The following is a 14718-nucleotide window of genomic DNA, read 5'->3' as shown; positions in this document are numbered from 1 at the left end:
CAAACGCGAAGCGTTTGCGCGGAGATCATGCTCAAACAAGAAGCAAAGCAACACTGAGGGGAGATCTGAGCTTCGATGTACACCGGCAAGCATGCTTATCTGCGCCCGCTGCAACCGGCCTTCATCATGGCCGGGACCGGCGAAATCGTCACCTATCGCGAGCTCGAGGCGCGCAACAACCGTCTCGCGCATCTGTTCCGCAACCGCGGCATGAAGCGACTCGATCACTATTCGATCTTCATGGAGAACAACAACCGCTACCTCGAGGCCTGCGGCGCCGGTGAACGGTCCGGCCTCTACTTCACCTGCGTCAATTCCTACCTCACGGCCGGCGAGCTCGCCTACATCCTGACCAACAGCCAGTCTCGGATCCTGATCACCTCGAAGCTGAAGCTCGACATCGCGCGCGAGGCGCTGAAGGAGTGTCCGCAGGTCGAGCTCTGCATCGTGGTCGACGGCGACAGTGAGAGCGATCGCATCGTCGGGCTGCAACAGGCCACCGTGGGGCTGCCGGCGACACCGATCGCGGACGAATATGCGGGCACCGCGATGCTCTATTCCTCCGGCACGACCGCCGGCCGAAGGGCATCGTGCGGCCGCTGCCCGAGCAGCCGCCGTCGCAAAATCTTCCGCTGTTCGATTTCCTGACCAAGCTCTGGCATTACCGCGAGGGCATGGTCTATCTGTCGCCGGCACCGCTCTATCACTCGGCGCCGCAGGCCGCGGTCAATCTCACCATCCGGATGGGCGGCACCGTCGTCATCATGGAGAACTTCGATCCCGAGCGCTATCTCCAGCTCGTCGAAAAATGGGGCATTACCCACAGCCAGCTGGTGCCGACGATGTTCTCGCGCCTGCTGAAGCTGTCCGAGGAGGTTCGCAGCCGCTACGATCTGTCGACGCTCGAGATCGCGATCCATGCCGCGGCGCCCTGCCCCGCGCTGGTCAAGGACGACATGATCAAATGGTGGGGCCCGATCATTCACGAATATTACGGCGCGACCGAGGGCCTCGGCTTCACCGCCTGCAACAGCGAGGAATGGCTCGCCCATCGCGGCACCGTCGGCAAGGTGCTGCTCGGCGACCTGCATATCCTCGACGAGAACATGCAGCCCTGCCCGAAGGGCACGCCGGGCACGGTGTGGTTCAAGACCGCGACGCCGTTCGAGTATTTCAACGATCCGGTCAAGACCAGCGAGGCCCGCTCGGCGGACGGCAGCATGAGCACGGTCGGCGACGTCGGCTATGTCGACGAGGACAACTTCCTCTATCTGACCGACCGCGCCACCTTCATGATCATCTCCGGCGGAGTGAACATCTATCCGCAGGAATGCGAGAACCTCTTGATCACCCATCCCAAGGTCGCCGACGCCGCAGTGTTCGGCGTGCCCAATGTCGATCTCGGCGAGGAAGTGAAAGCGGTGGTGCAGCCGATCGACGGCATCGCACCGGGGCCGGAGCTCGCCGAGGAGCTGATCGCGTTCTGCGCAAGCTCGCTGTCGCGCCAGAAGGTGCCGCGCTCGGTCGATTTCGAGGCCGAGCTGCCGCGGCTGCCAACCGGAAAACTCTACAAGCGCCTGCTGCGCGATCGCTATTGGGGCAACAAGACCTCGCGGATCGTGTGAACACGTGATGCGGCGAGCCGGGCCGTCGCAGCCGGGGACGCCGGGCGGCGCAACAGACTCGCCCGTCGCGCGGATTTCGCGCTATGCTCCTGGATCGCAAGCCAGCTTCGCCGGAGGCCGCCATGCCGTCGCCCCAGCCGCGCGAGCCCGAGCCGGTACAGGCCGGAAGGCTCGAATTCACTGCCGCCGAGATCGGTGCGCTCGCCCATCTCTATCGTGGCGAGGTCTACCGCAGCACGGTCTGGCGCACCCGCCTCGACAGCTCCACCAACTGGGCGGTGGTCACGACCGGCATCGCGCTGTCGGCGACCTACAGCAGCGCGGAGGCCTCGCCTTTGCCGATGGTGCTAGTCGGGTTGCTGGTCACGGTTTTCCTGTTGTTCGAGGCGCGGCGCTATCGCTACTTCAACGTCTGGCGCGCCCGGGCGCGGTTGCTCGAAACCGATTTCTACGCGCCAATGATCCGCGGCGAAAGTCCCACGCCGAACTCGGCCTGGACCGAGCTGCTCGCCAACGACTACCGCCATCCGAGCTACCACATCAGCCTTGCCCGGGCGATCGGCCGGCGGCTGCGCCGGACCTATGGCTGGATCTTCGCGATCCAGGCCATCGCCTATTACGGCAAGCTGGCGATCCACCCTCTGCCGCTGACCACGGTGAGCGAGATCTGGGACCGCGCCGCGATCGGACCGATTCCCGGAGCCATCGTGGTTCTGGCCGGCGTCGCCTTCCATTCCAGCTGGGCGCTGTTCGCCTTCGTCACGCGTCGCATGGAGGTCGCCGACCGGCGGACGCGGCACAATCTGATCGCGATGGGGTGAGGCGGCGCGAGCCGCGTTGCCGCTGGCAGGCTTTTCCCCTAACCTCCCCTCAACAAGAAAAATCAGGGAGGATTTGCCGATGGAAGTGATCCTACTGCGCCAGGGATTCGGAGCCGAACTGCGCGGCGTCACGCTTTCGGATGTTGCCGCCAGCGATGCCGTCTATGCGGCAGTGCGCGCGGCGTTCGAGGAACACTCGGTGCTGGTGTTCCGCGGCCAGGAAGTCAGCGACGACATCCAGCTCGCCTTCTCACGCCGCTTCGGTCCGCCAGAGACGACCAAGGTCGGATCGATGGGCACCGGCTCGCATTTTGTGATCCTCTCGACCTTCGGGCCCGACGGCAAGGTGGTTCCGTCGGACCATCGGCAGCAACTGCGCGCCAAGGCCAACCAGCTCTGGCACACCGACTCCTCCTTCAAGCGCGTGCCGGCGCTGACCTCGATCCTGTCGGCGCGCATCATCCCCGAGCATGGCGGCGAGACCGAATTCGTCTCGATGCGGCTTGCCTTCGAGCGGCTCGACAAGGACGTGGCGAAGCGGCTGGAGAACTCGTTCGCCTGGCATTCCTACGCGCATTCGCGCAGCAAGGTCGCCACCGGGCTCGCAACAACCGAGGAAGTCGACGCATTGCCGCCGGTGTGCTGGCGCATGGTGTGGCGCAATCCCGTCAACGGCCGCGGTGCGCTGTATCTTGCCTCCCACGCCTATGGCGTCGAGGGCATGGATGCCGAAGCCGGCAAGGCGCTGATCGAGCAACTGACCGAAGCTGCGACCGCACCCGGCGTCAGCTATCTGCACCAGTGGAAGCAGGGCGACGTCGTGATGTGGGACAACCGCGCCACCATGCATCGCGGCCGTCCCTGGCCGGCGCATGAGGGCCGCCTGATGATTCGCACCACGATCTCGGCAACCGAGGCCGATGGCGTCGCGAGCGTGAGCCCACCCTCGTCGCAAGCGGCGGAGTGACACGCGAATGGTCATCGTACCGTCATCCTGAGGTGCGAGCGCAGCGAGCCTCGAAGGGTGCACGGCCACAGTCGGGCCGTCGATCCTTCGAGACGCGCTTCGCGCTCCTCAGGATGACGGGAAGAGTTAGGGTGCGCTGATCCATATCGGCGACAAACTGTCGCTGATTTGGACCGCTTCACGCCGCACGCGTCGACGTCAGCAATCGAAATTGAACGAAGATTCGCCGCTGCATAGCAAAACAATCGGAATTCCCCGCCATCACGGCCATTATTCCCGGTCGGTGGAAATTTTAATGCTCTCACGTCATCCGAATTGCCAATCCCCTCGCGACCCTCGCTGGTTGCTCGACAGCCTCACCGTGGTATCGTCGATGCCAATCGGCCATTGAGACCGACATGTGGGAGGGGACCATGCGGAGCGTGCGAGCGCTGGCCGTCGCGGCGTTGTCTGTGCTGACGTTCAGCGGCACTTCACACGCGGCCGAGCCGAAATCCGGCGGCATCTTCAGGATCTATCACCGCGACAGCCCGGGCAGCGCATCGATCCATGAGGGCGCGACCTATTCGCTGAACGTGCCGTTCATGCCTATCTTCAACAATCTCGTCATCTTCGATCAGCACATCGCCCAGAACAGCACCAGCACGATCCGGCCGGAGCTGGCGGAGAGCTGGGCCTGGAGCGGCGACAACAAGACCCTGACCTTCAAGCTGCGCAAGGACGTGAAATGGCACGACGGCAAGCCATTTACCGCAGCCGACGTCAAATGCACCTTCGACATGCTGATGGGCAAGTCGCAGCAGAAGTTCCGCCAGAACCCGCGCAAGTCCTGGTACGAGCAGGTCGACGAGGTCACCACCAACGGCGATGATGAGGCGTCGTTCAAGCTGAAGCGGCCGCAGCCGGCGTTATTGTCGCTGCTCGCCTCGGGCTATTCGCCGGTTTATCCCTGTCATGTGTCGCCGGCGGAGATGCGCACAAAGCCTGTTGGTACCGGCCCGTTCAAGTTCGTCGAGTTCAAGGCCAACGAATCGATCAAGCTCACCAAGAACCCGGATTACTTCAAAAAGGGCCTGCCCTATCTCGATGGCATCGAGTTCACCATTATCACCAACCGCTCGACCGCGATCCTCGGCTTCGTGTCGGGCAAGTTCGACATGACATTCCCGACCGAGGTCTCGATCCCGCTGCTCAAGGACGTCAAGTCGCAAGACCCCAAGGCCGTCTGCGTGGTGGAACCGAACAACGTCTCCACCAATATCATCATTAATTCGAGCGGACCGCCGTTCGACAATCTTGACATCCGTCGCGCGCTGGCGCTGGCGCTCGATCGCAAGGCGTTCATCCAGATCATGTTCGAGGGCCAGGGCGACATCGGTGGCACCATGGAGCCGGCACCCGACGGCCTGTGGGCGATGCCGAAGGAGATGCTGGAGCAGATCCCCGGCTACGGTCCCGACATCGAGAAAAACCGCGAGGAGGCCCGCGAGCTGATGCAGAAGGCGGGCTATGGCCCGGACAAGCACCTGCAGATCAAGGTGTCGACTCGCAACATCGCGGTCTACCGCGATCCCGCGATCATCCTGATCGACCAGATCAAGAGCATCTATATCGACGCCGAGCTCGACGTCGTCGATACCGCGCAGTGGTTTCCGAAGATCGCGCGCAAGGACTATTCGCTCGGCCTCAACCTCACCGGCAACGCCGTCGACGAGCCCGATCAGTCCTTCTACGAGAACTATGCCTGCGGCTCGGAGCGCAACTACACCAACTATTGCAACAAGGACATCGAGAAGCTGTTCGACCAGCAATCCGAGGAGACCAACATCGACAAGCGCAAGAAGCTGGTCTGGGAGATCGACAAGAAGCTGCAGGAAGACGTCGCGCGTCCGATCATTTTCCACGCCCGGACCGGTACTTGCTGGAAGCCTTACGTGAAGAATGTCACGATCATGTCCAACAGCTCCTATAACGGCTATCGCTACGAAGACGTCTGGCTGGACAAGTAGGCATAGCGTTTTCGAGCGAAGTGGACGCCGGCGCGCGTCAAGAGAAGATTCGGGATCAGGGAGAGAGCCAGGGTGTTTGCCTATATCGTGCGGCGGTTGTTCCTGATGCTCGTGACCCTGTTCGGGATCTCGGTCATCATCTTCGTGCTGCTGCGCGTCGTGCCCGGTAACATCGTTGATATCCTGTTCGACGCCGCGGGCTTCGTCGATCCCGCCGACAAGGCCAATCTCGAGCGCGAGCTCGGCCTCAACCAGCCGATCGTGATCCAGTACCTGCACTGGATCGGCGGCCTGCTGCACGGCGACCTCGGCTATTCCTATGTCTCCGAGAAGCCGGCGCTGGAGGAGATCCTGCCGCGGATCCCGATCACCGCACGGCTTGCGGGGCTGGCGCTATTGTTCTCCGCCTCGATCGGCATTCCGCTCGGCGTGATCAGCGCCGTGCACCAGGGCTCGAAGCTCGATTACGCGCTGCGTGTCGTCAGCCTCAGCGGCCTGTCGCTGCCGTCATTCTGGCTCGGCCTGTTGATCCTGATGGCTTCGGTCTCGCTGTTCGGCACCATGCCGATCTTCAACCCGAATCCCAAGACCTGGCTCGAGGCGCTGACCATCTATGCGGTGCCGGCGATGGCGGTCGGCTTCCGCAGCGCGGCGCTGACCATGCGCATCACCCGCTCCTCGATGCTGGAGATCTTGCGTCAGGACTATATCCGCACCGCGCGCGCCAAGGGCGCCTCCGAGGCCTCCGTGAACTACCGCCACGCGCTGAAGAACGCCGTGCTGCCGGTCATCACCGTGATCGGCATCGAGGCCGCGTTCCTGATCGGCGGGCTGATCGTGACCGAGACCGTGTTCAACATCCCCGGCATCGCCCGCTTCCTGGTCGAGGCGCTGCGCTGGCGTGACTACCCGATCGTGCAGAACCTCGTGATGTTCATCGCGGTCGTCGTCGTGGTCGTGAATTTCATCGTCGACATGCTCTATGCGGCGATCGACCCGCGCATCCGGTTTGGAGACTGACCCGATGGCGACGATCAATTTCGACAGCGAACTGCGACGCGCCGGAGCCAACGCCACGGCCGGCTGGGGGCGGTTCGCGTTCCTCGCCCAGCGCCATGTGCTCGGCACCATCGGCCTGGTCATCATGCTGCTGTTCGTGCTGACCGCGATATCAGCCGATCTGATCAGCCGCTACGATCCGCTCACCGTCGATTCCGCCCACCGGCTGGCCGCCCCCTCCACGCTGCACTGGTTCGGCACCGATTCCTTCGGCCGCGACGTCTGGAGCCGCATCGTCCATGGCGCGCGGATCTCGCTTGCGGTCGGCATCGGCTCCACGACCTTGGGCGCCACGCTCGGCGTCATTGTGGGTCTCACCTCAGGCTATCTCTCCGGCTGGGTCGACCTCGTGTTCCAGCGGGTGACCGACATCCTGCAATCGCTGCCGCTCTTGGTGCTCGCGCTTGTGATGACCGCGGCGCTCGGCCCGTCGCTGCCGAACGTGATCCTTGCCATCGCCATTCCCTTGATCCCGACGGTTGCCCGCGTGATCCGCGCCAACACGCTGGCGCTGCGCGAGCAGCCATTCGTGGAAGCCGCCAAATCGATCGGCATGAGCGAGACGCGCATCGCGCTGCGCCACGTGCTGCCGAACACGATCGCACCGTTGATCGTGCTGGCCACCGCGCAGCTCGGCTCGACCATCCTGACCGAAGCGTCGCTGTCGTTCCTTGGCCTCGGCATTCCCGAGCCTTATCCGTCCTGGGGCCGCATGCTGTCGGAATCCGCTGCTGAATATGTCCGCACGGCGCCGTGGCTGGTGATCTTCCCTGGTATCGCGATCAGTCTCGCGGTGTTCGGCACCAATCTGTTCGGCGACGCGCTGCGCGACATCCTCGATCCGAGGCAGCGCGGCTGATGAGCGAGGCTGCTCCGCCAGAGACGGTTCTCGACGTGAAGAACCTGCAAACGGTGTTCTTCACCAACTCCGGCCTGTTCCGCGCGGTCGACGACGTCTCGTTCTCGGTTCGCCGCGGCGAGACGCTCGCGATCGTTGGCGAATCCGGCTGCGGCAAGAGCGTCAGCGCACTCTCGATCATGCGCCTGGTGCCCGATCCGCCCGGCCGCATTGTCGGCGGCTCGGTGACGCTCGAAGGTACCGACCTCCTGAAGCTCGACGATGCCGCAATGCGCGCTATCAGGGGCAACCGCATCTCGATGATCTTCCAGGAGCCGATGACCTCGCTCAATCCGGTGATGCGGATCGGCGACCAGATCACCGAGGCGGTGCGCCTGCATCGGAAGATGAGCAGCAAGGAGGCGTGGGCGCAGGCGGTCAACATGCTGCGGCTGGTGCGGATTCCGGAGCCGGAGCGCCGTGCCCAGGAATATCCGCACCAGCTCTCCGGCGGCATGCGCCAGCGCGCCATGATCGCGATGGCGCTGGCGTGCCGGCCGGCGCTCCTGATCGCGGACGAGCCGACCACCGCGCTCGACGTCACCATCCAGGCGCAGATCCTCGCGCTGATCGTCGATTTGCAGCAGCGGCTCGGCACCGGGCTGATCCTGATCACCCATGACCTCGGCGTCGTCGCGCAGACCGCGCAGCGCGTGATCGTGATGTATGCCGGCAAGAAGGTCGAGGAGGCGACGGTCGAGTCGCTGTTCGAAACGCCGCTGCATCCCTATACGCGCGGGCTGATGGCCTCGATGCCGGCGGTGATCGCGCTGGGCGCGAAGACCGATGCGCGGCTGACCGAAATTCCCGGCATGGTGCCGTCACTGACCAATCTGCCGCCCGGCTGCGCCTTCGCGCCGCGCTGCAAGTTCGCGATCGACCGCTGCCTCAAGGAGTATCCGCCGCTCGACGAGGTCAAGAGCAATCACTGGGCGGCCTGCTGGCGCGCCGGCGAGATGCTGGAGGCGTCATGACCGAGCAACGCCCGCTCCTCGAGGTGACCGATCTCGTCAAGCACTACGCGGTGCGCGGCGGCGTGCTGCGCCGGCAGGTCGGCACTGTGCATGCGGTCGACGGCGTCAGCTTCGCGCTTGGCGCTGGCGAAACGCTCGGGCTCGTCGGGGAATCCGGCTGCGGCAAGTCGACGGTGGCGCGCACCGTACTGCGGCTGGTCGAGCCGACCAGCGGCGCCATCAAGCTGGATGGCGAGGACATCGCACCGCTCAGCAAGAGCGCGCTGCGGCCGTATCGCCGCTCGATGCAGATCGTGTTCCAGGATCCGTTCGCCTCGCTCAATCCACGCATGACGGCAGGCGATATTGTCGGCGAGCCGCTGACCGTGCATGGCCTGGCTAGCGGCGCGAAGAAGCAGGAGCGCGTCGCGGAGCTGTTCCAACAGGTCGGTCTCCGGCCCGACCAGATGAAGAACTTTCCGCATCAGTTCTCCGGCGGGCAGCGTCAGCGCATCTGTATCGCGCGTGCGCTGTCGCTCGGCCCGCGGCTGATCGTCTGCGACGAGCCGGTCTCCGCGCTCGACGTCTCGATCCAGGCGCAGGTGATCAATCTGTTGATCGACCTGCAGCGCAAGCAGAACTTTTCCTACCTGTTCATCGCGCACGATCTCGCGGTGGTCGCCCATATCAGCCACCGCGTGGCCGTGATGTATCTCGGCCGTATTGTCGAGATCGCCGACAAGCACGAGCTGTTCGCCAATCCGCGCCACCCCTATACCCAGGCGCTGCTCGCCTCGGTGCCGATCGCCGACCCCAAGGCCAGGCGGCTCGCGCCGATGATCGACGGCGACGTGCCGAGCCCGATCAATCCGCCTTCGGGCTGCGCCTTCCACACCCGCTGCCGCTACGCGATCGATCGCTGCAAGTTGGAGCGCCCGGCACTGCAAGCGGCCGGCACGGCGCATCAGGTCGCCTGCTGGCTGAATGACGGGACGGGGCGGGACGAGTGACTCCGCCGTCGTCCCTGCTTTCGAAAGCAGGGACCCATAACCACCGTCGCTCATTGTTGCACCGAGCTGTGGCCACATCCTGTTCCAACAACATCGATCGGTGGTTATGGGTCGCGCGGAGCCTGTCATCGGGCCGCGCTTCGCGCCGACCCGTTGGCTTGCCCGGGACGACAGTCCCTATGCCGCCGCCTCGATCTCCACCACGATCTTCCCCGTCGTCACCTGCTCGCCCTCGGCGACATCGATCGACGACACCGTGCCCGCGACGCCGGCGGTGTGCACGTGCTCCATCTTCATCGCCTCCAGCGTCATCACCGGTTGGCCGGCCGCGACCTTGTCGCCGGCTTTCACCAGCACCGCGACGACCCGGCCGTTCATCGCCGCACGGACCTTGCCGTCGCCACCGGCAGCCGCAGCGCTCTCCGGCGGGGCGAGGGTGAGATCGCGCACCGACAGCGTGACGCCGCGATGCAAGATGTAAAGCCGGTCGCCGTCGCGCAGGAACCTGGCCTGCTCCATCAAGCCATCATGGTGGAAGCGGATGCTATCTTGATCCAGCTCATCGATCACGAAGCCGAAACGATCGCCATTGCGGATGGCGAGGTAGCTGCCGTCGCGCTCGCGGACGATCTCGATCTCCTGCACGCCGTGACCGAGATCGATCCGCAGGCCGAGCGGGAATGTCGCGGACAGCGAGCGGCCGCGCTGCCATGGCGGCGCGTGCGGATTGGTGACATAGAGCAGTAGCGCCGCAAGCGCGAGGTCGCTGCCGCGATCGGGCCGGGACGCCAGCAGGGCATCGCGGTTGCTGCCGATGAAGGCCGTGGTCGCCTCGCCCTTGGCAAAGACCGGATGACGCAGGCAGTCGATCAGGAAGCCCTGATTGGTGGTGACGCCGAAGGCCGTGACCTGCTCCAGCGCGCAGATCAGCCTGCCGCGCGCCTCGTCACGGGTTGCGCCGTTGCTGATCGCCTTGGCGATCATCGAATCGTAGAACGGCGGAATCTCCGAGCCGGACTGCAGCGCGTGCTCGACGCGGATGCCTTCAGGCATCTGCCACCGCGCCATCGTGCCGGATTGCGGCATGAAGTCGTGTCCGGCATCCTCCGAGCAGAGCCGGACCTCGATGGCGTGACCGGAGAAGGTGATGTCCTCTTGCCTCAGGTCGAGCGGCTCGCCCCTGGCGACGCGCAGTTGCAGCTCGACCAGATCGAGCCCGGTGATCGCCTCGGTGACGGGATGCTCGACCTGCAGCCGCGTGTTCATCTCCATGAAGTAGAAATTGCCGGCGCGATCGAGCAGGAATTCCAGCGTGCCCGCACCCTCATAGCCGATCGCCTTGACCGCCTGCACGGCAACCGCACCCATCCGCGCGCGCAGCTCCGGCGTCACCGCGGGCGACGGTGCCTCCTCGATCAGCTTCTGATGCCGCCGCTGCACCGAGCAATCACGCTCGCCGAGATGGACCGCGTTGCCATAGCGGTCGCCGAACACCTGGATCTCGATGTGGCGGGGATCGACGATGGCGCGCTCGAGGATCACGGTGGGATCGCCGAACGCCCCCTGCGCCTCCGACCGCGCGCTGCGTAGCGCATCCGGAAATGCCGACGCATCCGCGACCAGCCGCATGCCGCGGCCACCGCCACCGGCGACCGCCTTGATCATGACCGGAAAACCAATCGCCTTGGCCTCCGCCAGCATCACAGTGTCGCTCTGATCGGCGCCCTGATAGCCGGGCACACAGGGCACGCCGGCCTTTTGCATGATCTCCTTGGCGCCGGCCTTGTTGCCCATCGCGAGGATCGCCTCCGGCGACGGGCCGATGAACACGAGTCCCGCATCGCGGCACGCCTGCGCAAAGTCCTCGTTCTCGGCGAGGAAGCCGTAGCCGGGATGCACCGCGCCGGCGCCACTCGCCTTGGCGGCTGCGATGATCGCGTCGATCTTCAGATAGGATTGCGCGGGCAGCGCCTCGCCGATCCGCACCGCCTGATCGGCCTCGCGCACATGCAGCGCGTCGCGGTCAGCGTCGGAGTAGACCGCGACAACGCCGTAGCCGAGCCGCCGCGCCGTACGCATGACGCGCAGCGCGATCTCGCCGCGATTGGCGATCAGGATCTTGAAGAACGGCGTCCGCTTCACGATTGCTCCGCTCATGGCCGCGCCACCGAGAACTGCATCCGCTGCGGGCTGCGTGCCTCGGCCTCGCGGCAGATCGCCAGCACCTCGGCAAACACCGTCCGCGTATCGCGCGGATCGATCACGCCGTCATCGAGCACGCGGGCGCTGGTCGAGAACACGTCCATCTGGCCGTCGAACACACCGGTGATCTGCGCCTTCATCGCGTCCAGCTTCTCTTTCTCGATCGGCTTGCCGCGCCGCGCGGCGGCGGCTTCAGTGACGATTGCCATGGTTTCGGCAGCCTGCTCGCCGCCCATCACCGCGGTCTTGGCGTTGGGCCAGGAGAAGCAGAAGCGCGGATGAAAGCCGCGGCCGCACATGCCGTAATTGCCCGCGCCGAACGAGGCGCCACAGTACAGCGTGATCTGCGGCACCGTCGCCGAGGTCACCGCCTGGATCATCTTGGAGCCATGCTTGATCATCCCGGCCTCTTCATAGGCGCGGCCCACCATGTAGCCGGTCGTGTTGTTCATATAGAGGATCGGCGTGCGCGACTGGCAACAGGCCTGGATGAAATGCGTCGCCTTGTTGGCACCGGGCACATCGAGCGGCCCGTTGTTGGTGATGATGCCGATCGCCTGCCCTTCGATACGGGCATGGCCGCAGATCGTCGCCGGACCGTAATTGGCGCCGAACTCCGTGAAATCGGAATCGTCGATGAAGCGCGCGATCGCCTGGCGCATGTCGACCGGACGCTTGTGGTCCATCGGCATGATGCCGAGCAGCTCCTCCGCGTCATAGCGCGGCGGCTTGAATGAAGCGGATGCGGACGTAGGACGATCCCATGGCAGCTTGGCCATGATGTCGCGCGCGATGCGCAGCGCGTCGCGGTCGTCCTCGGCGAGATAATCGCCAAGCCCGGAGATCTGGGTGTGCATCTCGGCGCCGCCGAGCTCGTCCTCGGTCGCGATCTCGCCGGTGGCGGCCTTGAGCAAAGGCGGACCGGCGAGGAAGGCGCGGGTGCGGCCGCGCACCATCACGATGTAGTCGGAAAGGCCGGTCTGATAGGCGCCGCCCGCGGTCGAGGAGCCGTGGGTGACGGTGACGACAGGAAGCCCCGCCGCCGACAGCCGCGCCAGATTGCGGAAGATGTTGCCGCCGCGGACGAAGTCCTCGACGCGGTAGCGCAGCAGATTGGCGCCGGCGCTCTCGACGAGCTGCACATAGGGCAGCTTGTTCTCCAGCGCCAGCTCCTGCACCCGCAGCGTCTTGTCGAGGCCGTAAGGTTGCAGCGCACCGGCGTCGATGCCGGCATCGTTGGCGCTGACCATGCAGCGGATGCCGGAGACGAAGCCGATGCCGGCGACCAGGCCGCCGCCGGGCACGCTCTTGTCCGGGTCCGGCACATCGAACATATAGCCGGCGAGGGTCGAGAGCTCGAGGAACGGCGAGCCGGGATCGAGCACCAGCGCGACGCGCTCGCGCGGCAGCAGCTGGCCGCGCTTGTGGAAGCGGTCCTTGGCCACGGCGGATGCCGCGCGCGTGCGCTCCTCCAAGGCCCGCATCCGGGCGATCAGCGCCAGCATGCCGTCGCGATTGCCCTGAAACGCGGCGCTGCCGGTGGCGACGGTGTTTTCGATGATGGCCACTAGGCGCGCTCCACAAAATGCCCGCTGTACTGCTGCCGCAGTTCGACCTTGCGCAGCTTGCCGGTCGCGGTCATCGGCATCTCCTCGAGGATACGCACCAGTTTCGGCACCTGGAAGCCGCCGAGATGCTTTCTGCAATGCGCCTCGATGCCGGCCTCGTCGGCCACCGCGCCGGGCTTCAGCTTGACGAAGGCGCAGACCGCCTCGCCCCATTGCGGGTGCGGCAGGCCGACCACGGCGGCGTTCTGCACGGCGGGATGCGCCAGCAACGTCTCCTCGATCTTGACGGAAGCGACGTTCTCGCCGCCCGACTTGATCATGTCCTTCTTGCGGTCGAGGAACAGCACCTCGCCATTGCCATCGATCAGGGCAAGATCGCCGGTATGATGCCAGCCGAACTTGCGCGCCTCCTCGGTCGACTTGGGGTCCTTGTAATAGCCCATCATCACGTTGGGTCCGCGGTGAACGAGCTCGCCGATCTCGCCGCGCGGCAGCAGGTTGCCGTTGTCGTCCATGATCGCGGTCTCGTTGACGATCAGCGACTCGCCCCAGTAATTGCCGAAGCGGTCGAGCTGCACCTCCGGCCGCGACATCGTCGTCGCCGGATACATCTCGGTCTGGCCGCTGGTCAGCACGAAGTTCGGACACATGTCCGCCATCGCGCGCTCGAGCAACGGTTTGCCCATCGGCGCCATGGTGTAGATGCAACAGCGCAGGCCGGACAGATCATATTCGCGCCGGCGCGGATGATCGAGGATCGCCTGGTACATCAGCGACAGGCCGACGAACACCGTCAACCGGTCGCGGACGATCGCCTCCATGCAGACCACGGGATCGAAGCCACGCATCAGCGCCATGCGGCCGCCGACCGAGAGATAGCTCAGCAGCAGCACGTGGCCGGCGCAGTGAAACAACGGAAACTGCCCGGTGATCCCGTCATCGCGCGAAAGCTGCATCTCGATGCAGTTGCTCATCACCGCCATGACCACGGCGAGGTGGCAATGCATCGCCCCCTTCGGCCGCGAGGTGGTACCCGACGTGTAGATGATCATCGCGAGATCGCGGTCATTGATCTCGATGTCAGGCTCGATGTCGGATTGTCCTTCCAGCAGGCCGTTGAACTCCTGCAAGCCGGTCTTGCCGGCATTGCCGGTCAGATCGATCGCGATCATCTCCATGCCGCGAGCCTCCAGCGCGGAGCGCCGGTCGGCCTGACCGTGGAGATTGTCGTCGATGACGGCGAAGCGGACCTCGGCATGGCCGAGGATATAGTCCATGTCCGACGGCCCGAGCATGGTGTTGATCGGCACCCAGACGAGACCGGCGCGGTGGATGCCGAACAGCGCTTTGACGAACTCGACGGAGTTATTGCAAATGGTCGAGATCTTCTCGCCCGGCTTCAACCCGCGCTGCACCAGGTGATTGGCGAAGCGATTGGCGTCGTGTTCGAGCTCGGTGAAAGTGACCTGCCTGCCGCCATCGGTCAGCGCGACGCGATCCGGAAACCGCCGCGCGGCGCGCTTCAGGAGATCGCCGATCGCGACCCGTCCGATGCGGCCCGGCCCGGTGACGCCGCCGGTTGCTGCGAGATTGTCCATTGTTCGTT

The 14718-nt window shown here is 65.0% G+C and carries 10 protein-coding genes and 1 pseudogene; 8 read left to right on the top strand and 3 right to left on the bottom strand.

Going from position 1 to position 14718, the window contains the following annotated elements; all coding sequences use genetic code 11:
• Positions 1-75: 75 nt before the first annotated feature.
• From H8B02_RS11660 to H8B02_RS11620, 8 genes and pseudogenes are all read left to right on the top strand, one after another.
• Positions 76-1625 (top strand): annotated as a pseudogene (locus H8B02_RS11660) (AMP-binding protein).
• A gap of 122 nt (positions 1626-1747) precedes the next feature.
• Positions 1748-2446, top strand: coding sequence for a DUF2270 domain-containing protein (locus H8B02_RS11650; protein ID WP_229166372.1), 699 nt, complete (start codon positions 1748-1750; stop codon positions 2444-2446).
• 79 nt (positions 2447-2525) lie between these two features.
• Positions 2526-3413: a TauD/TfdA dioxygenase family protein gene (locus H8B02_RS11645; RefSeq protein WP_229166371.1), complete on the top strand. Its 888-nt coding sequence runs from the start codon at positions 2526-2528 to the stop codon at positions 3411-3413.
• A 413-nt stretch (positions 3414-3826) separates the two neighbouring features.
• On the top strand, positions 3827-5422 hold the full coding sequence (locus H8B02_RS11640) for an ABC transporter substrate-binding protein (protein ID WP_229166370.1): 1596 nt from the start codon (positions 3827-3829) through the stop codon (positions 5420-5422).
• 72 nt (positions 5423-5494) lie between these two features.
• Positions 5495-6442, top strand: coding sequence for an ABC transporter permease (locus H8B02_RS11635; protein WP_229166369.1), 948 nt, complete (start codon positions 5495-5497; stop codon positions 6440-6442).
• Positions 6443-6446: 4 nt separating this feature from the next.
• Entirely contained in the window at positions 6447-7340 is an 894-nt protein-coding gene (locus H8B02_RS11630; protein ID WP_229166368.1) for an ABC transporter permease, read from the top strand.
• Positions 7340-8353 (top strand): ABC transporter ATP-binding protein, encoded by a 1014-nt coding sequence (locus H8B02_RS11625; protein WP_229166367.1) that lies wholly within the window; start codon positions 7340-7342, stop codon positions 8351-8353. The genes H8B02_RS11630 and H8B02_RS11625 overlap by 1 nt, the downstream gene beginning before the upstream one ends.
• Positions 8350-9342 (top strand): ABC transporter ATP-binding protein, encoded by a 993-nt coding sequence (locus H8B02_RS11620; RefSeq protein ID WP_229166366.1) that lies wholly within the window; start codon positions 8350-8352, stop codon positions 9340-9342. Before H8B02_RS11625 ends, H8B02_RS11620 begins: the two co-directional genes overlap by 4 nt.
• Before the next feature lie 177 nt (positions 9343-9519).
• Here the strand turns inward: H8B02_RS11620 and H8B02_RS11615 are convergent, their stop codons facing one another.
• From H8B02_RS11615 to H8B02_RS11605, 3 genes are read right to left on the bottom strand one after another with little or no spacing between them, the layout of a single operon-like run.
• Positions 9520-11499, bottom strand: a complete 1980-nt coding sequence (locus H8B02_RS11615) for an acetyl/propionyl/methylcrotonyl-CoA carboxylase subunit alpha (RefSeq protein WP_229166365.1) — start codon at positions 11497-11499, stop codon at positions 9520-9522.
• Entirely contained in the window at positions 11496-13112 is a 1617-nt protein-coding gene (locus H8B02_RS11610; RefSeq protein ID WP_229166364.1) for an acyl-CoA carboxylase subunit beta, read from the bottom strand. The genes H8B02_RS11615 and H8B02_RS11610 overlap by 4 nt, the downstream gene beginning before the upstream one ends.
• Positions 13112-14710 carry an AMP-binding protein gene (locus H8B02_RS11605; protein WP_229166363.1) on the bottom strand — a complete coding sequence of 533 codons (1599 nt, stop codon included), beginning with the start codon at positions 14708-14710 and terminating at the stop codon, positions 13112-13114. The genes H8B02_RS11610 and H8B02_RS11605 overlap by 1 nt, the downstream gene beginning before the upstream one ends.
• Positions 14711-14718 lie beyond the last annotated feature (8 nt).

The sequence above is a fragment of the Bradyrhizobium altum genome (assembly GCF_020889705.1).
GTDB lineage: Bacteria > Pseudomonadota > Alphaproteobacteria > Rhizobiales > Xanthobacteraceae > Bradyrhizobium > Bradyrhizobium altum.
Note: the sequence above shows the minus strand (reverse complement) of the source record. Positions and strands in the feature narration are given on the sequence as shown.

Bases quoted from the DNA above. Each gene is read 5' to 3' on its own strand.
- H8B02_RS11650 (WP_229166372.1), top strand. From the start codon at position 1,748: ATGCCGTCGCCCCAGCCGCGCGAGCCCGAGCCGGTACAGGCCGGAAGG.
- H8B02_RS11645 (WP_229166371.1), top strand. From the start codon at position 2,526: ATGGAAGTGATCCTACTGCGCCAGGGATTCGGAGCCGAACTGCGCGGC.
- H8B02_RS11640 (WP_229166370.1), top strand. From the start codon at position 3,827: ATGCGGAGCGTGCGAGCGCTGGCCGTCGCGGCGTTGTCTGTGCTGACG.
- H8B02_RS11630 (WP_229166368.1), top strand. From the start codon at position 6,447: ATGGCGACGATCAATTTCGACAGCGAACTGCGACGCGCCGGAGCCAAC.
- H8B02_RS11625 (WP_229166367.1), top strand. From the start codon at position 7,340: ATGAGCGAGGCTGCTCCGCCAGAGACGGTTCTCGACGTGAAGAACCTG.
- H8B02_RS11620 (WP_229166366.1), top strand. From the start codon at position 8,350: ATGACCGAGCAACGCCCGCTCCTCGAGGTGACCGATCTCGTCAAGCAC.
- H8B02_RS11615 (WP_229166365.1), bottom strand. From the start codon at position 11,499: ATGAGCGGAGCAATCGTGAAGCGGACGCCGTTCTTCAAGATCCTGATC.
- H8B02_RS11605 (WP_229166363.1), bottom strand. From the start codon at position 14,710: ATGGACAATCTCGCAGCAACCGGCGGCGTCACCGGGCCGGGCCGCATC.